We start from the raw sequence: 21850 nt of genomic DNA on the forward strand, positions 1-21850 counted from the left end.
CCAACGGGCGTTGGCACGCCGTCGTTTGACAGTCGGATTTTTGCAGTTGGGACCGAGTCTTCACCCAACTCGGCCGTGCGAAAGCTGCTGCGTTGAGTTTTTCGCTTAACTTTGCCACTGGCCGCAGTGGTCGGCAAAGCGGAAAATTGCCATGTGTGAATAGGGAACGTTGGCACAAAGGTCTCTTATCGACCCCGCGCTACCGTTTGATCATCGTCAGTCAAAGGCAGCTGTGCGGCGCGATGTTTTCTGCTGCGTCACAAAGCCGGCCTCGCGCTCGGGGGCCTGACGCTGTCGTAGGTTCGCCGGTGGCAGCCACGGCTGACAAAGGTAAAGCGGCTGCCCACACAGCAATGTGCGGTCGCAGCCCGTGCTGGCCCGCAGCGGGCGTGCTGCTGACGGCGTCGAACCGATGCTTTTAAGCTCAAGCGAGCATACGTTTCGCTGGTGAATATCGGCATGCCATGGACCCCCATTCAAACTGATTGGAGCAGCGACGGAAGGTATATCTGCGAGCGGCAGCACAGCACGCGCAAGAAACCTCGCTACATGCTGGCCGGCGCCGGCACCGCTGCGGATTACTTGCCCGCTGCCTTGGCGGCGGCTTCAACTCAAGCGCCCGGGTTCGCACGGCCGTTATCATTGTTCCAGTAGTAATGCTTGTATCCGGGCACACGCAGCGAGCAACAGTCGGTGGTGATGCCCTGCATGTCGGCGATTTTGCTGATGTCGATGGTCAGCACACCATCCGGCCAAGCTGATCATTCGCTGACGGTACTGCTCCCACCATTGCTCGTAGATAAGGAGGGGCGTGAGCGTTAGTTCGCCGGTGCCAGCGGTTGCGGTCCTGCCGCGACGATGGCAAGGTGAGCAGTCCGCCGAGCTGCTGTTGCACAAAACTCTCCTTAATGTCCGAAAAGGCCGATACGAACCTGTTGGCGGCAGGGGAAAGCGGTCGGTTGGTCACATGGGCTGATACTCGTGCGCCAACGGGCGCGCGTTCGTCAGCCGCATTTGTTGAGCTAAGCCCCTGTTGTCGCGGACGGCGCTCCACGGGTATCATGAGGTTTCAACTGTGTTGAGACTTCTCGTGTACGATGAAACTTTATGAGACTTTGGAGGGTGACCCATGGCACTTCGCCCGGCCCGCGCTTGCCGCCAGCTACCTTGACGCTTTCGACTTAAAGCTGTCATCTGCCCGCGGCTTATTTGCTCGGCGTCGCATGGGCAAGACCGAATTTTTGCAGCAGGACTTGCTACCTGCTGCGCGAGAGCGTGGTTATCTCGTCGCATATACGAACCTGTGGGAAAGCCGTATCGATCCCGATATCGCCTTGGTGTCTGCAATAGCCGACGCGCTTGCTCCTCAAGGAATCAAGGCAGTCCTCTCCGCGCTTGGAAGGCCGGTGCGAAAGATCAAGGCAGGCGCCAAGCTCCCGGGTGTTCTCGAGGGCAGTTTAGAGGCCGAAATTGCAAGCGAGCAAAGCGGGCTTGCTCTACGAGAAGTGCTTAAGCAAATCGACAAGCAGAAAAAACCGCTGCTACTGATCATCGACGAAGCTCAGGTGCTCGCCCATGCGGAAAACAGCGATTTCGCCCATGCCCTTCGCGCGGGTCTTGATGTCCGCAAGGACCGAATAAAGGTAATTTTCGCTGGCAGTTCGGAAACGACCCTTAGAGCAATGTTTGCGCGTGCGTCAGAGCCTTTCTATAATTGGGCTGCATTGGAGCCGTTTCCGTTGCTTGGACAGGAGTTCGTTGATTACACGATAAAGCTAATGAACAGTATGGCGCGCAACCGGCTCAAGCTGGAGCAGGGCCTTTATGCATTCTCCGAACTACATTCCACCCCGGAATTTTTCAAGAGATTTGTTGAGCGATACATGCTTTATCAGGTCCAAGGCGCGGACGCCGCGCTCAGCCATACAAAAGCCGCTGTTTTCTCGGACGAACAGTTCAATAAGCAATGGGCCGAAATGAACTCCGCTGATCAAGCTGTGATTAGGCTAATTGCGCACGGAGATTCAGGGGTTCATAGCGCAGCTGGTTTGGGTCGCATGACAGAACTGCTGGGCAGGCCGGTGAACAAAAGCACAGCCTCTCACGCCCTTCGTCGACTGCAGCAAAACAACGTGGTGACGCGATTATCCATTGGCGAGTATCGGATTGAAGACGAGGCTTTCGCCGAATGGATCCGGCGTAAGACGACGGACGATGGGTAAGGTCCACATGTATTCCGTGCAATGCTCGTTTGTGTTCGAATATCGCCAATCAACGACATCCATACGACAAACAAACTTGCGAATCTGATCTGATTGTATCAGTCGCTATCGGGTCATTCGCTTGACATGGCGATTGCGGAAAAGCCTGTTCCCGTTGTACTCGGACCCGGCAAGCTTCCCTATGCAATCGACCATCACCATGTCGCGGCCGCGTTGCATCTGGTGGGCATCAAGTCGATGCCTTTTATGCTGGCCGTGGGACCTCTCGTCGTTGTCTTTATTAGGAATTCTGGCTGTCGATGGAAAATCAATGCTGGACCCATCCGTACGATACCAAGGGTCGACGCAAGAGCTTCGCCGAAATGGCGACTCGGACCTGGAAATTGGAGGACGATGCATTCCGAAGCCTCGCGGCCTCGGTGCGGGACGCTGGAGGCTACGAAAAAACCACCACGCCGCTAGCGGAGTTCAGATGGGCTGATTTCTTTCGAAGCGTCTTCGCTTATCCGAACAGCGAGCAGGAGTACGCCGGCGTGGAGCGACAAGCCATCAAGCTCGCGAAGAGCAGCACTGCTGCGGGCTTGCCGGGCTTCATCGAAACAGCCGCCCGGTAACGGTAGCTGTTCACGGACGACTTGGTCCGGCCACGTTATCTCGGGCAGTATTTAGCTATGTGACGGTGAACTCAAAATGGAAGCGCTAATCGTTTTGTTTGGTGAAGGAAAGGATCTGTCGCCGCTGCAAATGGGAATGCGGGCGGCGGCGGCGTTTTTCTTGGCTCTCGTCTTCATTCGCATCTCCGGGCGGCGTTCTTTTGGTCAACGCTCGCCTTTCGATTACGTCGTCACCATTCTCCTTGGCGCAACGATGAGCCGGGCAATCGTGGGGGCATCGCCAGCGCTTGCCACACTCGCGGCTTCCTTCGTCATCGTTCTCTTGCATCGCGCGTTAGCATGGATATGCGTGAGATGGCCTATGATCGAGCGGTTAGTCGGAGGCACTGAGCGTCCGCTCTATTACAACGGCGACTTCGACCGCCAGCAGATGCTTGCCGCCTTGGTGTCACGGACCGACATACTGGAGGCAGTGCGAAAAGAACTAGGAACGGATGCACTGGACCAAGTGCAAAGCGCCATTCTCGAACGCAATGGTGAGATAAGCATTATTCGGAGCCCTGGCGCATCATAAAAAGCGACCATTTAACGCGGATCAACAACGACTGCCAAACGTGCAGTCGAGTTGCTTATCCAACAATCAAGCAGCGCTCTTCGACGATTCATATCGCGACATCATCTGAACGTTCCCTCCCTTGCCGTTGCCTACGATCGCGCCATGCCATTGCGTCGGAGTATCTCCCGTCGGTTATTTCACTTCCGCACGCCTTGACCAGACGTAGTATCGTTTGTTGACGCTTGCTTAAATACCTATGCCCGATATCCATAATGAAAAGTCTCATCGTCGACGCGCCTTTGTCGCTGACACGACGGCTCTGATCCTGTTCTTTACCATGACAGGCGTTATCAACGAGCGCTTTATTGCTGGGATGGGTTGGGATCAAGTTCTTCACGCGCGAATACTAGGCGCGGCTCTAATGGTCCCTGTTGCACGTCCTTATGGCATCTGGCGCGACTATGTCATGCAACACGCTCAGCCCACAAATCGACTATCACAGCTGTTTTGGGATAGCGTTGCGCTGGTGAGCCTCCAAGTTCCTATCTATGTTGCGATCATTGCGGTAAGTGGCGCTTCAGGGCATGGTTTATGGCGCGGAGTCTTGGGAGCAACTACCATGATGCTCGTCCTAGGGCGTCCATATGGTGCCTTTTTGAACGGTGTGAGAAGGCTTTTTGGCCTGCCTTCTGGGGGGGCGCAGCCGATGAGTCTTCGCACCTAGTTTCGCGGTAGCAATGAGATAACGGTGGATAGGTCGAACCTTCGTCATCAATTGATCTGGCGCCTGCACAAGCAAGGGCACGTCGCTGCCATGCAGGCACGAGACAAAGGACGCGACCGGCGTAATTGGCACGTCACGGCAGTTCGCCTTCTCGCTGAAGGCAACCGCTCGGAACCAAGACGTAAATTGTTGACTGCATAGTTGCCGACCAGTTCGTCTCTTTATTCAGTCGTGTTCCTCCGCTTACGCGAGCGAGCCTTTCACTTGACCTAACGATGAAAGCGAAAATCACGTCGCACTTTGCTGTCGAGGACATCGGGCCCGAAATCCATCAGTTTGGTTTTACTGTCGAGGACGGCTTTCATACTCCTATGGTGGAAACAATCTCGCTGCGCACGGCGCGGGTACTGGTGAGCGAACTCCCAGATGGAACAGCCTTCATTGCCATGCTCCGTGTCATTGTGGCCGCGTTGCCGGAGGAGTACGACTCGCTTGTCGGTCGAGTGTTTATCGAGTAAACCGCCCCGTTGTTGCGCAATGAAGACGCAGGTAACGATGTCGATCTGCGGCACAGGCCTCGTTGCGCCATCAACGAGCACTTGTGAATGGAAAGTATTGCGAAGGTATCTTTGGTTGTCGATCTAGACGGTTCGAAGTTACCGACACGCGACGCGCCATCGTCCAACTCCGCTTTTCCCGCAGCCGACTCCTGACGTTGGAGACAGTAATCCAACGCTCATTCTTGCCACGGCTTGTTTTGTTAAATACCTGTTAATCTCGAGCGAGGCTTAAGGCACTGAAGACACTCAGCGGTCGGGCGATGCTTCTATCGTGAAAATTCTGTACGCCAATCACACGGAATATAGCTACGAAACGCTGCTCGAACGGACATGGGCGGCAATTAACCGATATATAGAAGAGGCAAATAGTCTGACAAAATATCCGCACGTAGCCCGGGTGCAACTCGGCGCCGCTCGTGGAATCGTAATCGGTTTTTTCGCTCTTACGTTTGACGCACCGACAAGTCGCGACGACCGGGCAGACATGCTTCAGCACATCGCGCATGCGCAAGATGCCCGTGAATCCCGCCTGTGCGCTGCCATAAACTCCATGTCTAGACTCGGAATTCCTTCGGATGGGCGTCCGGATATCTTCCCTACATTCGCACTTTAGTATCCTGGCGAGACGAGGTAATGCCTCCGCTTTTAACGTGAGACAGAAATAGAGCCTATGCTGCGGCGGTGAGCCGCTGTTTCGGCGTCACGCCGCCAAGGCCTGTTGGCGCTCGTGATTGCATTGCCAAATCCATTTGGTCGAGAAGTCCTGCACATGTGCAAGATCATCCTAGGGTGCTGCGACAGCCATTCATATCGCACCGACCGGTTGAATCGCTCCACGTACGCGTTCTGCTGAGGCTTGCCCGGCAGGATATAGTTCGGCGCGATATCGTTCGTCATTGCCTATTGCGCGCCGTTATCGCGCCGTATCGCCATCGGTTTTCACTCCAGCCGATGATCTGATCCAGCGCCCGTATAACGCTCGCTATGGGTAGCGAGAAGTCAGTCTCGATGCCCGGCGCTCCTTGGTTGAACTCGTCGATCTTGAGCAGCCGGAACTACGACCGTCTTTTCAACTGGTCGTGTATGAAGTTCATCGACCTTCAACGCGGACTGAATGCACGTCCTTGGTCTTAATAAGAGAGGGACCGGCATTTACGTTTTTTACTTATACACGGTGCGCACACGGTACTCCGAAGCACAACCGCCAAACGTGACTAGAAGCACGCCCTGGGAATGAAAGGGACTTCCCCGTCCCGAGGCTGCGGCGGAAGCCGCAAGTCGGCATCAATGTGCCAAGATAAAGTTGCAGACTTTCATCGACACCAGCGAGAGTGGAAGTCCCAAAGGACGCCGACAAGCTGAACCTCGTGCAATTGACGGACCTCAAGCCCTTCTCAAGCAGTACACCACCAAGCGAACGGCCCGCGCCCGGTTGTATCGCGAGCCGTTGCGCGAGATTGTCGAACGCAAACAAATTCATGTCGTCTCCGATGTTGCTGCAGTGGTTCACCAACGTCACGTGTCCGAAAGTCGAACCGATGAAAGAGGTCGCACGATTGATTCGACGACACTTTGACGGCATTTTTGCGTGGACCCAGACCCGCAGACCAACGGCTTTATCGAAGTCATTAACGGCTCGTTTCAGGCCGCCAAGCGCAAGGCTCGTGGCTACACGCGCTTCGCAACCATGCGAACGGTGCTGTTTCTTATCGTTGGCACACTCGACTTCTCTGCAGTCAACTCGCATGCCCGCTGAGAGCCGTTACCACTTTTTTTAAAGTGCCATATTGATTTGGAACTACGAGGCGCGGCATCGCTCGGGCTATTCAACGACGTGCCCAGTGGAAGCGGAGGCCTATGGAGCGTGAGACTCCCTGGACAACTTGATTCCAAACGGCAATCGCTCAATTGTGTCCGTAACAACACGGGCGGTTCCTTCGAGGCTGATTAGATACCTGCGTTCCAATCTCCGGCCGCTATCGCCACAGCGAATCTTGTTCGATTTCGACGACCTTCTCTGACCTTACGTCGGTGTAGAAGCTCAGTTGCTCGCGCTCCCCGTTCGCTCTGCGAGATATGATGGTACGTACCTTCGGCTTGCTGTCCAGTCCGGTTGTCGCAAGTTGCAGCAGGGTGAATGGCGAACAATGCTCCCTGGGATAGGCGTCCGACATCAAGCAGGGTCAAACTTCGTTCAGTACCGCGGCTAGGTCGCTATTCATTCGAATCTCCTTGCCGTTGCGTCGAGTCCGAGACTCACAATGTGAACGTAGGGTCGTACATTCGGCAAAGTCGCAAAAGCAGGGTGCGCTTGATGGTGCTGAGCGCGATGGCTCACGGCAACTCGGCGCCGGGCTCGAAGCCTTTATATGATGGACCTCTGCCTCCGCGAGCGTTGAAGCCAGAGCGTTCCTGATGCGGTCCGGACTTCGGCATGTACATACCACGATTTATCCTGTGTGAAGGCGAAGCAGCGGGCAATGCAAAAGTTAAGTCGTGTAGTGCGTCGTGCACTGCGACCTTGCTTCGGCGAACTCCACAGCGGGAAACGATATCCCGACATCAACCATTAGCGACATGCTGCAATGCGACGGGACGCGCCGGGACGGCTCGACAAAAATCGTTCGCCGCGCCATACGCGATACTTACGAGCGTGCTGCTTAGTCGTCACCGATGCGAATCATATGCGGCTACGTGGCCGCAATAATCGGGGCGGCGAACTTCGCTTCGACCGACCGCATTGCCGCGTTCGCTCGCGCAGCACAGCAAGTGCAGCTCTGCTGAGCAAGCGAATGCCGCGCCACGGCCATGCTTCGTCTGCAGCATGCGGGAGTCCGCGAGAGGCCTTGCATGCGCCCGGGCGGGTTCATATTGCGTCCACCGAGCTTTCGTCCTGCGCGAGCAATTGACTGTCAGGCAAACGCAAGGGCACGACACTGTCCGAGTTGTTCGACTCGACGAGGCGGATCATTTGCAGCATGAAGACATCGCGCTCGACAGGCGCCAGATGCTCGATGGTGCGATCGTGGGCGCGCTGCACCGCGGCCGACATTTTCTTCACGAGCCGCTTGCCGGCAGGCGTGAGCTTGACGAGCCGCAGCCGCTTGTCGTGTTCAGCCTGCGTGCGGCTCACGAGTCCGCGCGCATTCAGACGCGGAATCACTTCTGCGACGCTGGAACGCTCTAGTCCGACTTCAATGGCGAGGGTGTTCTGATCCATCTCGCCATGCGAATCGAGCGCGGTCAGAAGGCTGTACTGCACCGGCGTGATGTTGTACTCGCTCGTTTCCTGCGCAAACAGAAAGGTATGAATCTGATGCATGCGGCGGATTAGGAAGCCGGGCCGCGAGAACAGCGGCGAACGCGCCTGACGCTCGGCGAGTTCCGCACGGATGGCTTGAAGATCGATATGTTCGGTGACGGTGGTTCGCATGAAACAACCTTGAGTAAATGAAAGGCTCCGGACCTGCTGATGCACATTCTAGGCCGGTTTCGCCCTGCGCCGCAAATTATGAGGCACACCAACGAATCACCATAGCAAGGCATCGTGCGTAGTAACGGTGCGCGCATTCGCCGACACCGTCCGAAATGGTGCGAGGCCGCGCTCGTCGTTTGCGTGGTACGGCACGCATACTCGGCAAGCAAGATCAATAACCTGCTGATAAATAAGGAGAACGGTGCGACGAATTGCACGCCGGAGAAACCGGCATAGTATTTGCGGTACACCACACATCTCTAAATCCGGCATCGAACCGCACATGTCACAAGTTCTGCTGAAAGGGGGCCGTGTGATTGACCCCGCCCAGAAAATCGACGCCACGCTGGACCTTCTCGTGGACAACGGCGTCATTGCCGCGCTCGGTGCCGGCCTCGCCGCACAGGCGCCGCAGGCCGAACAGATCGATTGCAGCGGCAAGCTGGTGCTGCCTGGTCTCATCGATACGCACGGCCACGTGTACCAGTACGTCACTGGGCGCTTTGGCCTGAACGCCGATCAGTGCGGCGTGCAGTCGGGCGTGACGACTATCGTCGATCAAGGCGGACCGAGCAGCATCACGATACCGGGTTTCAGGCATTACGTTGCGGAGCGTTCGGCGACGCGCGTGCTCGCGTTCATCTCGGCATACCTCGTCGGCGGTCTCGAAGGCCACTATTATCCGGACCTGTACCGCCCCGATTGTCTCGATGCCGATGCGACCATCAAGTCGGTTCGCGCGAATCTCGATCTCGTGAAGGGTATCAAGGCGCATGCGGAAATCGGCGGCTTCGCGCGTTGGGGTCTCGAGGTGATGAAGATCGCCGCGACGATTGGCCGTGGAGCAGACATGCCTTTGTACATCCACTTTGGCCAGTTGTGGCCCAAGCCCGAAAGCAACGCGCTGCCCGTGCAGCCCGATTCGATTTTCAATCAGGTCGTGGAGACGCTCAAGCCGGGCGATATCCTCGCGCATCCGTTCAGCCGCCATCCGGGCGGCTTCGTCGAGGAGAACGGCAAGCTGCATCCGCTCGTGCATGAAGCGGTCGCGCGCGGCCTCAAGATCGACGTGGGCCACGGCTCGCACTTCAGCTTCAAGACGGCGCGCATCGTACTCGCGGAAGGCGTGATTCCCGATACGCTCGGCGCCGACATGCACGGCTATAACACGCACGTTCCCGCGCCCGCCGGCACGCCCGACAGCCACCCCGACGAAGAACATTCGTTCCTCGGCCGCACACAGTTCAGTCTTGTTAGCGCGATGACCAGCATGCTCGCGCTTGGCCTGCCGCTCGATCATGTCGTGGCGATGACGACCTGCAATGCGGCGAAGATGGTCGGCATGGAAGACAGTATCGGTACGCTCCAAGTGGGGCGCGGCGCGGATGTCAGCGTGCTCGACGACCGTCGCGGACGCTGGGTGATCGAAGACAACGAAGGCACGCAGGTCATTACCGACCGCATGCTTTCGCCGCTGTTCTGCTTGCGCGATGGCGTGCGTCACGACGCCATGTCGCCGACGCTGCCGCTCGCACGCGCCGCGTAACATGCGAGGCTCCGCACGATGATCAAACGCACTAAAGCACCCAGCGACAAGACGCGCGCCCAGGGCATCGGTGCATCGCTTACGCGCAAGGAAGACGATCGCTTCATGCATGGGCGCGGCGAATACGTGCCCAACATCCGCATGGTCGGCATGGTCGATGTGGCCTTCGTGCGCAGTCCGATCGCGCATGGTCATATCGTCGGCATCGAGAAGCCCGATGCATTCTCGGATGCAATCTACACGCTCGCCGATCTCGAAGGCGTCAGGCCCATCGTCGCGAATTCGAGTCTGCCGGGATTCAAGCGCTCGCAGCAGCATGTGCTTGCGAGCGGGAAAGTGCGGCAGGTCGGCGAGCCGATCGCCATGTGCGTCGCCGCGACGCGCGCCCAGGCCGAAGACATCGCCGCACAAGTGTTCGTCGATTTCGAGGAATTGCCCGCCGTGGTCGACATGCTCGATGCCCGCCGTGAAGACTCTCCGCTCGTCCACGAACATTGGGGCGACAACGTCTTTCTCGAAACCTTCGTCGATGCGAACCCCGATGTCGATCTCGAAGCGATTCGACGCGATGCGCCCATCCGCGTGCATCGCACATTGCGTACTGCGCGACAGAGCATGGCGCCGATGGAGGGACGCGGCGTGGTCGCGCATTGGGACCGGCGTCTGTCGCAACTGATCGTGCATACGTCCGCGCAGATGCCGCACATCACGCGCACGGGTCTCGCGGAATGCCTCGGCCTCGACGAAGGACAGGTGCGCGTGATTGCGCCGGACGTCGGCGGCGGCTTCGGTTACAAGGGCATCCTGTTGCCCGAAGAAGTGTGCTGCGGCTGGCTTGCGATGCAACTCGAACGCCCGGTGCGCTGGATCGAGGATCGTCGCGAACAACTCACCGCGAACGCGAATTGCCGCGAGCACGATTACGACATCACCGGCTACGCAGATCGAGATGGCCGGTTGCTCGCGGTCGAATGCGATGCGCATGTCGATTCGGGCGCGTATTCGTCGTATCCGTTTTCCGCGTGTCTCGAAGCCGCGCAGGTGGGCAGCATTCTCCCGGGTCCGTACAAGATGGATCGCTTTCGCTGCCGCACATGGTCGGTCGCGACCAACAAGCCGCCGATCCTGCCGTATCGCGGCGTTGCGCGCACCGGCGTCTGCTATGCGATCGAAACCATCATGGATGCGATCGCCGTCGAAGCGGGAATCGAGCCTTGCGAGGTGCGTTTGCGCAGCCTCGTGCAGCCGCATGAAATGCCGTACGACAACATCACGAAGAAGCACTTCGACAGCGGTGACTATCCGGAAGCCGTGCGCCGCGCGATGGCCGCGATCGATCTGCCCGCCGTGCGCGCGCGTCAGCGTCGGGGCGAGGCGGATGGCAGGCGCATCGGCTTCGGCATGTCGATCTTCTGCGAGCAGGGCGCGCATGGCACGTCGGTGTATCACGGCTGGGGCATTCCGATGGTGCCGGGCTATGAGCCCGCCGTGATTCGCCTGACGCCCGATGGCATTCTCGAAGTGCGTGTCGGCGTGCATTCGCACGGTCAGAGCATGGAAACGACGCTTGCGCAGATCGCGCATGAAGTGCTCGGCATCGACACGGACCGCGTGCGCATCGTACTGGGCGACACCGGCGTCACGCCGTATTCGACGGGTACGTGGGGCTCGCGCTCGATCGTGATGGCGGGCGGCGCAGTGGGTCGTGCATCGAAGGAACTGAAAGAACGCCTGATGAAGATCGGCGCCTGGATGATGCAGGCGCCGCTGGGCGACGTGCGCTGGGAGGACGGCGCGGTGGTCGGCAAGGACGCCCGGCGCACGCTGCAGGAGATCGCGCGCGCGTGGTATCTCGCGCCGCAACTGCTGCCGCCCGATGTCGATCCGCGCGGTCTCGAAGTCTCGACCTCGTATCAGGCCAGGCGCGATTCGGGCACGTTCAGTTATGCGTGTCACGCGGTAGTCGTGGCAGTCGATCCGGCGCTCGGGCAAACGGAGATTCTCGATTACGCCATCGTCGAAGACGGCGGCGTGCTCATCAATCCGATGGTCGTTGATGGTCAGGTGTACGGCGGCGCGGCCCAAGGCATCGGCACCGCGCTTTATGAAGCCATGCCTTATAGCGAGGACGGTCAGCCGCTCGCTTCGACGCTCGCGGACTACCTCCTGCCGGGCGCGACCGAAGTGCCCGCGATCCGCATCGAACACATGGAGACGCCCGCGCCTTACACGGAGTTCGGGCAGAAGGGCATCGGCGAGAGCGGGGCGATCGGACCGCCCGCCGCCATCGCGAACGCCGTCAACGATGCGTTGCGCGGACTGGGCGTGCACATCGATCAATTGCCGGTCACGCCGCGTCTGATCGTCGAAGCATTGGCCAGGCAAAATGAAGCGCAAGCCAGTCCATTGAAGGGAATGCCCGCATGAAAGCCGCGACCTGTGACTATGCAAAGCCGCTCGCATGCGATGAAGCCATCCGGCTCGTCACGCCGACCGACGGCATGGCGAAATTCGTCTCGGGCAGTCAGTCGCTCGGACCGATGATGAACCTGCGCCTCGCGCAACCCGAGATGCTCGTCGATGTGCGCGGTATCGATGCGTTGCGCGTGTGCCGCATCGAAGGCGAGACCGTGACGCTCGGCGCGTGCATCACGCATGCGGAGATCGAGGACGGCAAGATCGACACCGGCACGCGCGGGCTCATGCCGTACGTGGCGCGCGGCATCGCGTATCGCGCGGTGCGCAATCGCGGCACGCTCGGCGGCAGTCTCGCGCATGCCGATCCCGCGGCGGACTGGATCAACACGATGCGTGCGCTCGACGCCGAATTCATCGTGCAGGGCCGCGAAGGCATGCGCACGATCGCGAGCGATGCATGGATGTCCGGCGCCTTCACCACCGCGCTCGAACCCGACGACATCCTCACGGGCGTGCGTTTTCAGCGTCTTTCGGCGCAGGCGCGCTGGAGCTACTACAAGTTCAATCGCAAGCCGGGCGAGTTCGCGGAAGCCATTGCCGTATTCATCGACGATGCCGCGCGCAACGTGTGCCGCGCGGTGATCGGCGCGATCGACGGCCCACCGCATCTGATCGACGATGCGCGCTCGCTCGTCGCGGACCACGATGCCGATACGCACGCATTCGATGCGCATCTCGATGCAGCCGGTGTCGAAACGGGCACATACGAATGTCAGGTGCATCGCGTTGCGCTCGTGCGCGCGGCGGCGATGCTTCGCAATCCAGCCGGAAACGCATCATGAGCGACGCATTCACCAGGACGATCGAACTCGTCGTCAACGACCGGACCGTGGCGGATCGCGTCGAACCGCGCACGAGTCTTGCGGATTTTCTGCGCGAGCAACGCATGCTGTGTGGAACCAACATCGGTTGCGAGCAGGGCGTGTGCGGCGCATGCACGATCGAAGTCGATGGCGCGCCGGCGCGCTCATGCATCACGCCAGCGGTTGCATGTGCGGGCAGCAAGGTACGCACCATCGAAGGCTTCGACGACGACGCCACGATGGACGAACTGCGCGCCGCTTTTTCCGCCGAACATGCGCTGCAATGCGGCTATTGCACGCCCGGTATGCTGATGACCGCGCGCGATATCGTCACGCGTCTGCCCGATGCCGACGACGCGCGCGTGCGTCTGGAGCTGTCCGGCAATCTGTGCCGCTGCACGGGTTATGTGGGCATCGTGCGCGCGATTCGCCGCGTGCTGGATGCACGGCAAGCGCGCGCAACGGTACCGCTCGCCGCAGTTGCGGTGACGGCCTGACGGGTCGGACACATTCATCGAACACGGATTGATACGTCATGGAAATCGAACAAAGCTTCACCGTGCCTTATCCGCGGGATGCGGTGTGGTCGCACTTTCACGACACACCGGAGATCGTCGCGTGCCTGCCGGGCGCATCGCTCACGGCACCGGTCGAGAACGGTCTTCTCAAGCTCGCAATGACGGTCAAGCTCGGTCCCATCGTCGCGGCCTTCGCGGGCGATGGCGAGATGAAGCTCGATGACGCGCAGTATCGCGGCAGCATCACCGGAGCGGGCGTCGATCGCAAGAGCTCGTCGCGCGTCAAGGGCGTGGCGTCGTTTTTGCTCGATGCGGTGACGGCGACGGAAACGCGCGTCGATGTGAAGGTGGATTACAGCATCGGCGGGAGCCTGGCGCAGTTCTCGCGCGGCGGCATCGTCAAGGAACTCGCGACGCGCATGACGGAAGCGTTCGCCGCCAATCTCAAATCGAAGCTGGACGAAGCGGCGCCTGTCGTCGCGGCCGCCGAGCCGGTCGTTGTCGAAGAAGCCACGCCCGAGCCGATGATCGAACGACGCGAGCCCGCAGCGCGTGTGGAACAGCAGCACGCGCCCGCAGCGCGCCCGCAAAAGCAGAACGCGCCGCTCGATGTCGGCAACTTGTTCTGGAAGATGTTGTGGTCCCACTTGCGCGGCATGTTCAGTTTAGGGAGCCGCTGAGCCATGCGCGCGGATGACACTACCCACGCATTGCGCCGCGTTCATGCGGTGCGTCCGCAATGGAGCGGTGTCATGGCCGCGCGCAGTGCGGTGGCATTGCCGGAATTTGCGCTGCTTCATGCAGGTCCACCATTCGACGATGCGCGCAAACCCTCCGCGCCCGTGCTGTCGTCCGCCGTGCTCTGCTGCATCCATGAAGGCTGGGCGCGTGACGAAGCCCGTGCGGAAGAGCTAATCGCGCGTGGCGAAGTGCGGCTCGAATGCGCGCAGTCGTATGACGTGGTGACCCCGCTTGCCGCGGTGATCTCACCTCGCACGATGCTGGTCGAAGTATCGGACGCGAACGATCCCGCACGACGCGCGTGGTCTTTGCTAGGCAGCGGTGCGGGTCCGCAGATTCGATTCGGCACGCGCGACATGCGTATTCTCGATCGCATGACATGGCGCGATGAAGTGCTCGGGCCGGCGCTCGCGCAGGCGCTTTCGCAAGGGCCGATCGACCTGTTCGCGCTGGCGCGAACAGGCATCGATGGCGGCGACGATCTGCATGCGCGCACGACCGCTGCAACAGCCGCGCTGCGCACGATGCTCGCGCCGCGTATCGATCGTGAGGATATCGATGCAATGCTCGCGCAAACGCCGCTGTTCTTTCTCACGCTCTGGATGGCGGCGTGCCATCTGATGTTGTCGGCGGCGTCGTCATCGACGCTCGTGGTGGGACTCGCGGGCAATGGCGAGAGCGTGGGCCTGCGGCTCGCGGCGTCGCCATCGCAATGGATCACGGCGTATGCGAGCGCGCCGCAAGGGCCGCGCATCGATCCACAACAGACCACACCCGCTGCTCCGCTCACCGGCGATAGCGGCGTGATCGACGCGGCAGGCTTCGGCGCACAGGCGCTTGCGTTCGCACCGGAACCGGCGCAAGCCTTGCACGCGTATTTGCCCGAAAGTTGGCGCGAGAAGCAGCCGCGTGTGCATGCGCAGGCGCATCCGGAGTTCGCGCGCTTGCCCGGCGTACTGGATGCCGCGCGCGTCGTGAATGAAGGCATTGCGCCACTCGCGGCGATTGCGATGATCGACGCGCACGGACGCACCGGATTGCTCGGGCGCGGCATTTATGCAGTGCCGCCTGAACTGTTCGAACGCGCGTTGCAAACCTTCTCAGCCGATACCGAATGACTCCGGACACGATCAACGATCCCGCGACACGGGCGTCGCTCGAAGCCGCGTTCGATGAATACGAACGCGCGCTCACGACCAACGACGTCCCCGGGCTCGACACGCTGTTCTGGAACAGTCCGCATACGCTGCGCTACGGCGCGACCGAGAACCTGCACGGCTACGAAACGATTCGTGCCTTTCGTGCGATGCGTCCGGCCATGGGCCTGATGCGCACCGTCATCGATCGGACGATCACGACCTTCGGTGCTGATTTCGCGGTCGCCAACATCACATTCTCGCGCGTGGGCGAATCGCGTATCGGCAGGCAGTCGCAAACGTGGGTGCGGCTCGATGGCCAATGGCGCGTCGTTGCCGCACATGTGAGCTGGATGGACGCGTCATGATGCAGAACAACTTGGTTCAACCCGGATTGCATGGCGCATTCGTCGCGGATGGCTTCGATGCGCTTCCCGCGGAAGCATGGCCTTCGCGGATCGGCGCAAAGCTTGCCGGCCAGCGTCTCGCCGTGAAAGATGTCTTCGATATCGCGGGCCTTCGAACAGGCGGCGGCAATCCTGCGTGGCGCGCGGAGCAGCCTGTGGCGACACGTACTGCGCTGGCCGTTCGCGCCTTGCTCGAAGAAGGCGCGCAATGGATCGGCAAGACGGTCACGGATGAACTGACCTACAGCCTCGCCGGCGTGAACGTGCATTACGGCACGCCGGAGAATCCGGCCGATGCCGGGCGCATTCCCGGTGGTTCGTCATCAGGCTCGGCCGTCGCGGTCGCAGCCGGACATGCGGACGTCGCACTCGGCACCGATTGCGGCGGGTCCGTGCGATTGCCCGCGAGTTACTGCGGCATCTGGGGCATGCGCCCGACGCATGGACGTATCGCAACGGACGGCTGTCTGACGCTCGCGCATAGCTTCGATACGGTTGGCTGGTTCGCACGCGATGCGCGCACGCTGATCGATGCATTCGAAGTGCTCGCGCGCAGTATCGTCGGTACGGGCGATGAAGCGTTTGCGCTGCACGTGCCGCGTCATTTGCTCGCATGCGTGGATGCGGATGTCGCGTCGCGCTTCGCCGATTCGCTGCAAGCCTTGCGCGATGCAGTGACCTACGTGGAGCCCGATGCATCGCTCGCCGATTGGGCGCAAGCCTTCCGCGTGCTTCAGGCCGGGGAGATCGCGCAACGGCACGGACAGTGGGCGCGTGAACACGCATCGAGCTTCGGCGCCGATGTCGGTGCGCGCTTCGCGATGAGCCTGACCATTACGCCGGAACAGATCGCGGCCGCGCAACGCGTGCGCATTCGCGCCATCGAAGCGATGACGCAGGCATTGCCATCCAGCACGTATTGGCTCGTGCCGACGGTGCCGGGCGTGGCGCCACGCGCCGATGCGTCCGCGCAAACGGTCGATCATGCGCGCGCACGTTCGCAGCAGATGCTGTGCGTCGCGGGCCTTGCGGGTCTGCCGCAAGTGAACATGCCGTGGGCCTCGTTCGATGGCGCGCCCGTGGGGCTGTCGATCATCGGCGCGCGCGGTGCGGACGAAAACGTGCTGCGTGTCGCGCAGGCCGTGCATGAGATGACTCACCAAGCCTAACCCTCAAGGAACGTCTATGACCAAGCATCTGACTGAAACGCAGGTCGCGCACTTCAAGCAACACGGCTATGTCTATCCGATGCGCGCGATCAGTTCGGACGAGGCACTGGAGTATCGCCGCATCATCGAGAACTACGAGGCGTCGTCCGGTGAAGACGTCAACAAAACTCTGAAAATCAAGGGTCATCTCGCGTTGCCGGCCATCGTCGATCTCGCGCGTCGCCCAGCCATTCTGGATGCGGTCGAGGATCTGATCGGACCCGACATCATGTTGTTCGGTGCGTCGATCTTCGCGAAGAACGGACGTGATCCGCGTTATGTGTCATGGCATCAGGACTCGACGTATTTTGGCCTCACGCCGCACGAGGAAGTGACCGTATGGGTCGCGCTCACGCCCGCGAATTCGGTGAACGGCGTGCTGCGCGTGTTGCCGGGATCGCACATCGGTCCGGACCTCAAACACGTCGAGACGTTCGCTAAAGACAACATGCTCGCCAAGGGCCAGACGCTCGTCGATATCGATGACAACCTCGCCGTGGAAATGCCCTTGCAGCCCGGCGAATTTTCGATGCATCACGAACGCACCGCGCATAGTTCGTTGCCAAATCGCTCGGATGACCGGCGCATCGGCTTCGCCTTCTTCTATGTGCCGGCCCATGTGCAATCGGCGACGGGCCGCCGTCGCGCGACGCTCGTGCGCGGCGTGAATCGTTTCAATCATTGGGATGCGGATACCTTGCCCGAATATGACTGCGATCCGCGCGCGATGAGCGAACTCGCAGCGACGTGGGGCAAGTACAAGGATGGGGAAACGAAACAGGCAGCGGACATGAGCGCGCCGCAGTAAAGCATCGAACGTTCGTCGCGCCGTGAAAGGCGCGACGAACGCATGCATCAGCACGCATCAGACAAACTTTGACGACTGGCTACATTCGTGCTGATGCGGCGCACGAAACCGCGCGAGAAACTGCCGCGCACGCGGCGTCTGCGGTGCGCTGAAGAATTGCTCGGGACGTCCGGTCTCGACGATCTGCCCCGCATCCATGAACACGATGCGGCTCGCCATCTGGCGCGCAAACTCCATCTCGTGCGTGACGATGACCATGGTCGCGCCTTCCCGCGCGAGCGAACGCATCACGTTGAGTACTTCGCCGACGAGCATCGGATCGAGCGCGCTGGTGGGTTCGTCGAACAGCAGGATATCGGGCTTCATCGCTAGCGCGCGCGCGATGCCCACCCGCTGCTTCTGTCCGCCGGAAAGGCGCGAAGGAAACGCATCCGTCTTGTCGGCGAGGCCGACGCGTTCGAGCAGGCGTTCCGCTTCGTTGCGCACTTCGGCACGCGGCCGCTTCAATACGTGCAGCGGCGCTTCCATCACGTTTTGCAGCACGTTCAGATGCGGCCATAGCGCGAAGTGCTGAAACACCATACCGATGCGCGCGCGTGAGCGGGCGAGTTCGGCATCGCTCATTTTGATGGCCGAGCGTTCGCGCACGCCCATGCGCTGATTGGAAACATAGACCGTACCCGCGTCGGGAACTTCAAGCCAGTTCACGCAACGCAGCAGCGTCGACTTGCCGCAACCAGAAGGTCCGAGCAGACAGACCGTCTCGCCTTTCTGCACGGTGAGCGATACATCGCGCAGCACGAGGTTTTTGCCGAACGACTTGGAAACGCCATTCAGTTGCAAAACGGTTTGTGCAGCGGAGCGCGCCGCTTCGCCTGACGACCGGTTTGCATCGGCCGCGCGCATGAGTTCGGGCGGGACGTCGTTCGAAAGGTTCATGCTCTGCGTTCCTCGGCAAATCTCGACAGTAATCCGCTGCCCCCTTCGATCACGAGGCAGATCGCCCAATAGAGCATGACGGCCGTGATGAATGCGGCGAAGGGAATGAAGTAAGTGGCTTGAATACCATTCATCTGATGCGTGAGTTCGCCCACGGCGATCACGGTGAGAAACGCGCTGTCCTTGACGATCTGCACGAGCTGATTGCCGATCAACGGTAAGGCGATTGTGAAGACTTGCGGCAGGATGATTCGTCGCACCAGGCTGAAGCCATGAAAGCCGTAAGCGCGCGCGGCTTCGATCACCGGCGTGGGCAGTCCGGCCCATGCGCCGCGCAACAGTTCGGCCACGTAGGCGGTGTTGTAGAGAATTAGTGCGATCGCGCCCGCCCACCAATTCGACAAACGGATGCCTGCCGTGGGCAAGCCGAAGTAAATCAGATAGACAAACAGCAAAAACGGTGCGCAACGCATTGCATCGACATAGAGCCTGGCGCTATGCGCAATGACCGGGCGCTTCGACATCAACGCGGGCGTGAGCAGCGCGCCCAATGCGAGCGAGGCGACAGCCGCGACAGCGAGCAGGCCGAGTGTGTCGAGCAGACCTGACAACACGTCCGCGCGCTGTTGCCAGACGATCAAGAAATGGTCGATCATGCGCGGGCCTCTATCGGCTGATGTTTTTCGATGACGCGCTGTGCCTTGATTAGCACGAACACGATTAGCCCGTACAGCACGAGCGCGAAGATGAACGGCGGCAGTGGATCGTAAGTGCGCGCGCCGACACGCAACGCCGCGCGCGTGATCTCGACGATGCCAATCACCGCGACAGCCGGCGTTGACTTGATCTGCAAGGTCATCTCATTGACGAGACCGGGCAGGCTTGCGCGCCAGATCTGCGGCATCACGATGCGGCGAAAACGCAGCGTGCGCGGCATTGCAAAGGCGAGAGCGGCGTCATATTGATCGCGCGGGAAGTTCAACAGCGCCGCACGCCAGATTTCGCAGTTGAACGCGGCAGTGCTGATGGTGAGCGCAAGGATTGCCGCGAGCGTCGGGTCCAGCGACAGTCCAAACTGCGGCAGCGCGAAGAAGATCAGCAGCGTGAGCGTGACAGCCGGACACGAGCGTATCAGGCTCACATACGCGATCACGAAGCGATTTAGAAAGGGCACGCGGGCCCAGCGGACCAGCGCGAGCGCCAGGCCCAGCGGCACGCCGAGCACGATGCTGGCGACCGACAGAACCACGGTCGCCAGCGCGCCCTGAGCGATGCTCCAGTAATCGAAGGCGTTCATCGATGCGCGATCAAAGTGACATCAGTTGACGGACTGCGGCATGTCCTTATAGGTTGCGCCGAGCCATTTCTGCTGAAGCTGATACATCTCGCCGCTCTTGCGCAAATCGAGCAGGGCGGCATCGACCATCTTCAGTACGTCGCCGTTGCCCTTCTTGACAGCCCACGCGATGTACGTCGGCTTGCCGATCGCCTGACCGACGCTAAAGGTGTCGGGGCGCGTCTTGATGAGCGAATTCAGGCTGATCTGTGTATTGGCGACCGCATCGACACGGCCGAGCGCGAGATCCTGATACGCCTCCGGATAGGACTGATATTCGACGATTTGTCTGATGCCGGCGCCGCCATGCTTCTTCCTCAGATCGGCGTCGAACAGCTTCAAGTCCGCAAGCATCGCGCTGCCGGTTTCCGCGCCGACGACCTTGCCGGCGAGATCGTCGGGGCTCTTGATCGGCGAGCCTTTCTTGGTGGCGTAGAACGTGACGGCTTCGCAGGTCGGCGACGCGAAATCGAAGCTCTTCTTGCGTTCGTCGGTGACGAGCACGGCGGTCAGCGCCATGTCGTACTTGCCGGTGGTCACGCCCGGCAGAATGCCGGACCACGGCATGACTTGCTGTTTGACGTCGACTCCGATCTTTTTCTTCACCAGCGCAAGCAGATCGTTGTCGTAGCCGGTGTTCTTGCCATCGGCTACGAATTCGAATGGGGTGTAATCGTCCTCGGTCGCAACGCTCAGATAACCGCGTGACTTGATCTCATCCGTGCTCGCTGCATGCGCGGGATGGTTGATGCCAGCATGGACGCCGGCTGCGGCGATGAGCACGAACGCGCACGAGCGCAATAGCGCGGCGACGCTGCGCTGTTGCGACCGGCAAAAATCGTTGCGGCTGAGACGCACTGACATGAAAGCCCCTTTGCTGAAGGTGACGTCCGCGCATAAGATTGCCACTGCGCGCGAAACGACGGATTGTGGTCGTCCAATCGACTCTTCGTTTGGCTACGAAAACTCGTCATTGGAGCAATGCAAGGGGTATGCCAACGATCTCCGGGGCCCGTCATGACTACCCTCGTGCGATAAGCTGAACGTGGCCTGTTTGTGTGGTGCACCACATATGTTTGTGAGGGCTTGTAATTCGTGCATAAACGCACCGACATGCAACACGCTTGTTGGAAGCGCCCACGCAAACGAGACGGGCGGAAAGAGATGATGCCGCATCCCGGTGGTGCGCGTAGCTACACTGGGCCGCTCGTGATTGTATTGCCGCATCCATTCTGTTGCGAACTGCTGGACGTGCGCCAGGTCATCCCGGTAGTACTGCGACAGCCATTCATAACGTGCCGTGCGGTCGAAGCGCTTCACGTAGACGTTCGGCTGCGGCTTGCCCGGTTGCATATAGTTCAATGCGACACCGCGCTGCGACGCCCATTGCGTGGTCGTCACTCAGGTACTCCGGGCCGTAGTACATGCAGAATGCCAGCCATCGGTGTAAGGAGCATCCTCCGGATTCTCTGTTCACCACCGGAGAGAACGAAATGGCTGAGGAACTCCCCTTGAATCTGGTTGCAATTGATGTCGGTCGCTACTGGAATGCTGTGCTGGTCGAACCAGCAAGAGGCAAGAAGCAACGCTTCCGGATGGCCAACAGTGCAGCAGATTTTGAGCCCACTGGCGACTACCACCGACCGCTGGCCAACCGGCTGTTACGGGCCGGACATGATGTCGTCAGCATTAATTCGGTGGCGCAGGCTCGCTACCGCGAGGCGCTGTTCAACTCATGGGATAAGAACGATCCGAAGGACGCGCAGGTGATCCTGGAGA

The 21850-nt window shown here is 60.2% G+C and carries 24 protein-coding genes and 2 pseudogenes; 17 read left to right on the forward strand and 9 right to left on the reverse strand.

Features of this window, described 5'->3' with window-relative positions; genetic code table 11:
* Positions 1 to 611: 611 nt before the first annotated feature.
* Positions 612 to 743 carry a hypothetical protein gene (locus tag NCT04_RS34540; RefSeq protein WP_284509479.1) on the reverse strand — a complete coding sequence of 44 codons (132 nt, stop codon included), beginning with the start codon at positions 741 to 743 and terminating at the stop codon, positions 612 to 614.
* 354 nt (positions 744 to 1097) lie between these two features.
* Here NCT04_RS34540 and NCT04_RS31660 point away from each other — a divergent pair, with 354 nt between their 5' ends.
* From NCT04_RS31660 to NCT04_RS31685, 6 genes and pseudogenes are all read left to right on the forward strand, one after another.
* On the forward strand, positions 1098 to 2222 hold the full coding sequence (locus NCT04_RS31660) for an ATP-binding protein (protein WP_250469798.1): 1125 nt from the start codon (positions 1098 to 1100) through the stop codon (positions 2220 to 2222).
* 126 nt (positions 2223 to 2348) lie between these two features.
* Positions 2349 to 2408 (forward strand): annotated as a pseudogene (locus NCT04_RS31665) (chromosome partitioning protein ParB); the annotation flags it as partial.
* A 113-nt stretch (positions 2409 to 2521) separates the two neighbouring features.
* Positions 2522 to 2836 carry a ParB-like protein gene (locus NCT04_RS31670; protein WP_250469799.1) on the forward strand — a complete coding sequence of 105 codons (315 nt, stop codon included), beginning with the start codon at positions 2522 to 2524 and terminating at the stop codon, positions 2834 to 2836.
* 76 nt (positions 2837 to 2912) lie between these two features.
* Positions 2913 to 3410 (forward strand): DUF421 domain-containing protein, encoded by a 498-nt coding sequence (locus NCT04_RS31675; protein ID WP_250469800.1) that lies wholly within the window; start codon positions 2913 to 2915, stop codon positions 3408 to 3410.
* Between the two features lie 238 nt (positions 3411 to 3648).
* Entirely contained in the window at positions 3649 to 4116 is a 468-nt protein-coding gene (alaE, locus tag NCT04_RS31680) for an L-alanine exporter AlaE (RefSeq protein WP_284509480.1), read from the forward strand.
* A 275-nt stretch (positions 4117 to 4391) separates the two neighbouring features.
* Complete coding sequence (locus NCT04_RS31685; RefSeq protein ID WP_250469801.1) at positions 4392 to 4634, forward strand: hypothetical protein; 243 nt, start codon at positions 4392 to 4394, stop codon at positions 4632 to 4634.
* A 687-nt stretch (positions 4635 to 5321) separates the two neighbouring features.
* Here NCT04_RS31685 and NCT04_RS34785 read toward each other — a convergent pair.
* Positions 5322 to 5573, reverse strand: coding sequence for an integrase core domain-containing protein (locus NCT04_RS34785; protein ID WP_350030050.1), 252 nt, complete (start codon positions 5571 to 5573; stop codon positions 5322 to 5324).
* Positions 5574 to 6019: 446 nt separating this feature from the next.
* Here NCT04_RS34785 and NCT04_RS31690 point away from each other — a divergent pair.
* Positions 6020 to 6432: pseudogene (locus tag NCT04_RS31690) on the forward strand (transposase); the annotation flags it as partial.
* Positions 6433 to 6652: 220 nt separating this feature from the next.
* Here the strand turns inward: NCT04_RS31690 and NCT04_RS31695 are convergent.
* A complete protein-coding gene (locus NCT04_RS31695) occupies positions 6653 to 6850 on the reverse strand; it encodes a hypothetical protein (RefSeq protein ID WP_250469818.1) in 198 nt (65 codons plus the stop codon).
* 692 nt (positions 6851 to 7542) lie between these two features.
* Complete coding sequence (locus NCT04_RS31700) at positions 7543 to 8109, reverse strand: MarR family winged helix-turn-helix transcriptional regulator (protein WP_250469802.1); 567 nt, start codon at positions 8107 to 8109, stop codon at positions 7543 to 7545.
* Between the two features lie 325 nt (positions 8110 to 8434).
* Between NCT04_RS31700 and NCT04_RS31705 the strand changes: the two genes are divergently transcribed.
* Genes NCT04_RS31705 through NCT04_RS31745 form a run of 9 tightly spaced genes read left to right on the forward strand, consistent with a single transcriptional unit; the run spans position 8435 to position 17796 of the window.
* Positions 8435 to 9697 (forward strand): amidohydrolase/deacetylase family metallohydrolase, encoded by a 1263-nt coding sequence (locus NCT04_RS31705; protein ID WP_250469803.1) that lies wholly within the window; start codon positions 8435 to 8437, stop codon positions 9695 to 9697.
* A gap of 18 nt (positions 9698 to 9715) precedes the next feature.
* Complete coding sequence (locus NCT04_RS31710) at positions 9716 to 12124, forward strand: xanthine dehydrogenase family protein molybdopterin-binding subunit (protein WP_250469804.1); 2409 nt, start codon at positions 9716 to 9718, stop codon at positions 12122 to 12124.
* Positions 12121 to 12957, forward strand: coding sequence for an FAD binding domain-containing protein (locus NCT04_RS31715; protein WP_250469805.1), 837 nt, complete (start codon positions 12121 to 12123; stop codon positions 12955 to 12957). The genes NCT04_RS31710 and NCT04_RS31715 overlap by 4 nt, the downstream gene beginning before the upstream one ends.
* Positions 12954 to 13475: a (2Fe-2S)-binding protein gene (locus tag NCT04_RS31720; protein ID WP_250469806.1), complete on the forward strand. Its 522-nt coding sequence runs from the start codon at positions 12954 to 12956 to the stop codon at positions 13473 to 13475. Before NCT04_RS31715 ends, NCT04_RS31720 begins: the two co-directional genes overlap by 4 nt.
* A 38-nt stretch (positions 13476 to 13513) precedes the next feature.
* Entirely contained in the window at positions 13514 to 14176 is a 663-nt protein-coding gene (locus tag NCT04_RS31725; RefSeq protein WP_250469807.1) for an SRPBCC family protein, read from the forward strand.
* Between the two features lie 3 nt (positions 14177 to 14179).
* Positions 14180 to 15355, forward strand: coding sequence for a YlbE family protein (locus tag NCT04_RS31730; protein WP_250469808.1), 1176 nt, complete (start codon positions 14180 to 14182; stop codon positions 15353 to 15355).
* Positions 15352 to 15741: an oxalurate catabolism protein HpxZ gene (gene hpxZ / locus NCT04_RS31735; protein ID WP_250469809.1), complete on the forward strand. Its 390-nt coding sequence runs from the start codon at positions 15352 to 15354 to the stop codon at positions 15739 to 15741. The genes NCT04_RS31730 and hpxZ overlap by 4 nt, the downstream gene beginning before the upstream one ends.
* Positions 15738 to 16949 (forward strand): amidase, encoded by a 1212-nt coding sequence (locus NCT04_RS31740; protein WP_250469810.1) that lies wholly within the window; start codon positions 15738 to 15740, stop codon positions 16947 to 16949. Before hpxZ ends, NCT04_RS31740 begins: the two co-directional genes overlap by 4 nt.
* A 16-nt stretch (positions 16950 to 16965) precedes the next feature.
* Positions 16966 to 17796, forward strand: coding sequence for a phytanoyl-CoA dioxygenase family protein (locus tag NCT04_RS31745; RefSeq protein WP_250469811.1), 831 nt, complete (start codon positions 16966 to 16968; stop codon positions 17794 to 17796).
* Positions 17797 to 17853: 57 nt separating this feature from the next.
* Here the strand turns inward: NCT04_RS31745 and NCT04_RS31750 are convergent, their stop codons facing one another.
* The 5 genes from NCT04_RS31750 to NCT04_RS31770 form a co-directional block, all read right to left on the reverse strand.
* Positions 17854 to 18735 (reverse strand): amino acid ABC transporter ATP-binding protein, encoded by an 882-nt coding sequence (locus NCT04_RS31750; protein WP_284509481.1) that lies wholly within the window; start codon positions 18733 to 18735, stop codon positions 17854 to 17856.
* Positions 18732 to 19391 (reverse strand): amino acid ABC transporter permease, encoded by a 660-nt coding sequence (locus tag NCT04_RS31755; RefSeq protein WP_250469812.1) that lies wholly within the window; start codon positions 19389 to 19391, stop codon positions 18732 to 18734. The genes NCT04_RS31750 and NCT04_RS31755 overlap by 4 nt, the downstream gene beginning before the upstream one ends.
* Positions 19388 to 20032: an amino acid ABC transporter permease gene (locus NCT04_RS31760; RefSeq protein WP_250469813.1), complete on the reverse strand. Its 645-nt coding sequence runs from the start codon at positions 20030 to 20032 to the stop codon at positions 19388 to 19390. Before NCT04_RS31760 ends, NCT04_RS31755 begins: the two co-directional genes overlap by 4 nt.
* A gap of 21 nt (positions 20033 to 20053) precedes the next feature.
* On the reverse strand, positions 20054 to 20935 hold the full coding sequence (locus NCT04_RS31765; protein ID WP_250469814.1) for a transporter substrate-binding domain-containing protein: 882 nt from the start codon (positions 20933 to 20935) through the stop codon (positions 20054 to 20056).
* A gap of 93 nt (positions 20936 to 21028) precedes the next feature.
* Positions 21029 to 21472 carry an integrase core domain-containing protein gene (locus tag NCT04_RS31770; protein WP_250469815.1) on the reverse strand — a complete coding sequence of 148 codons (444 nt, stop codon included), beginning with the start codon at positions 21470 to 21472 and terminating at the stop codon, positions 21029 to 21031.
* Positions 21473 to 21564: 92 nt separating this feature from the next.
* On the opposite strand from NCT04_RS31770, the gene NCT04_RS31775 reads away from it, so the two are divergent.
* On the forward strand, positions 21565 to 21850 hold a 286-nt coding region (locus NCT04_RS31775), incomplete at its 3' end, for an IS110 family transposase (RefSeq protein ID WP_250469816.1).

The organism is Caballeronia sp. GAFFF2 (genome assembly GCF_023631485.1).
Classification (GTDB): domain Bacteria; phylum Pseudomonadota; class Gammaproteobacteria; order Burkholderiales; family Burkholderiaceae; genus Caballeronia.

Coding starts and splice junctions, on each gene's coding strand:
- NCT04_RS31765 (WP_250469814.1), bottom strand. CDS start 20,935: ATGTCAGTGCGTCTCAGCCGCAACGATTTTTGCCGGTCGCAACAGCGC.
- NCT04_RS31710 (WP_250469804.1), top strand. CDS start 9,716: ATGATCAAACGCACTAAAGCACCCAGCGACAAGACGCGCGCCCAGGGC.
- NCT04_RS31695 (WP_250469818.1), bottom strand. CDS start 6,850: ATGTCGGACGCCTATCCCAGGGAGCATTGTTCGCCATTCACCCTGCTG.
- NCT04_RS31720 (WP_250469806.1), top strand. CDS start 12,954: ATGAGCGACGCATTCACCAGGACGATCGAACTCGTCGTCAACGACCGG.
- NCT04_RS31670 (WP_250469799.1), top strand. CDS start 2,522: ATGGAAAATCAATGCTGGACCCATCCGTACGATACCAAGGGTCGACGC.
- NCT04_RS34785 (WP_350030050.1), bottom strand. CDS start 5,573: ATGACGAACGATATCGCGCCGAACTATATCCTGCCGGGCAAGCCTCAG.
- NCT04_RS31740 (WP_250469810.1), top strand. CDS start 15,738: ATGATGCAGAACAACTTGGTTCAACCCGGATTGCATGGCGCATTCGTC.
- NCT04_RS31755 (WP_250469812.1), bottom strand. CDS start 19,391: ATGATCGACCATTTCTTGATCGTCTGGCAACAGCGCGCGGACGTGTTG.
- NCT04_RS31715 (WP_250469805.1), top strand. CDS start 12,121: ATGAAAGCCGCGACCTGTGACTATGCAAAGCCGCTCGCATGCGATGAA.
- NCT04_RS31750 (WP_284509481.1), bottom strand. CDS start 18,735: ATGAACCTTTCGAACGACGTCCCGCCCGAACTCATGCGCGCGGCCGAT.
- NCT04_RS31660 (WP_250469798.1), top strand. CDS start 1,098: ATGAAACTTTATGAGACTTTGGAGGGTGACCCATGGCACTTCGCCCGG.
- NCT04_RS31730 (WP_250469808.1), top strand. CDS start 14,180: ATGCGCGCGGATGACACTACCCACGCATTGCGCCGCGTTCATGCGGTG.
- alaE (WP_284509480.1), top strand. CDS start 3,649: ATGCCCGATATCCATAATGAAAAGTCTCATCGTCGACGCGCCTTTGTC.
- NCT04_RS31745 (WP_250469811.1), top strand. CDS start 16,966: ATGACCAAGCATCTGACTGAAACGCAGGTCGCGCACTTCAAGCAACAC.
- NCT04_RS31675 (WP_250469800.1), top strand. CDS start 2,913: ATGGAAGCGCTAATCGTTTTGTTTGGTGAAGGAAAGGATCTGTCGCCG.
- hpxZ (WP_250469809.1), top strand. CDS start 15,352: ATGACTCCGGACACGATCAACGATCCCGCGACACGGGCGTCGCTCGAA.
- NCT04_RS31700 (WP_250469802.1), bottom strand. CDS start 8,109: ATGCGAACCACCGTCACCGAACATATCGATCTTCAAGCCATCCGTGCG.
- NCT04_RS31725 (WP_250469807.1), top strand. CDS start 13,514: ATGGAAATCGAACAAAGCTTCACCGTGCCTTATCCGCGGGATGCGGTG.
- NCT04_RS31705 (WP_250469803.1), top strand. CDS start 8,435: ATGTCACAAGTTCTGCTGAAAGGGGGCCGTGTGATTGACCCCGCCCAG.
- NCT04_RS31760 (WP_250469813.1), bottom strand. CDS start 20,032: ATGAACGCCTTCGATTACTGGAGCATCGCTCAGGGCGCGCTGGCGACC.
- NCT04_RS31685 (WP_250469801.1), top strand. CDS start 4,392: ATGAAAGCGAAAATCACGTCGCACTTTGCTGTCGAGGACATCGGGCCC.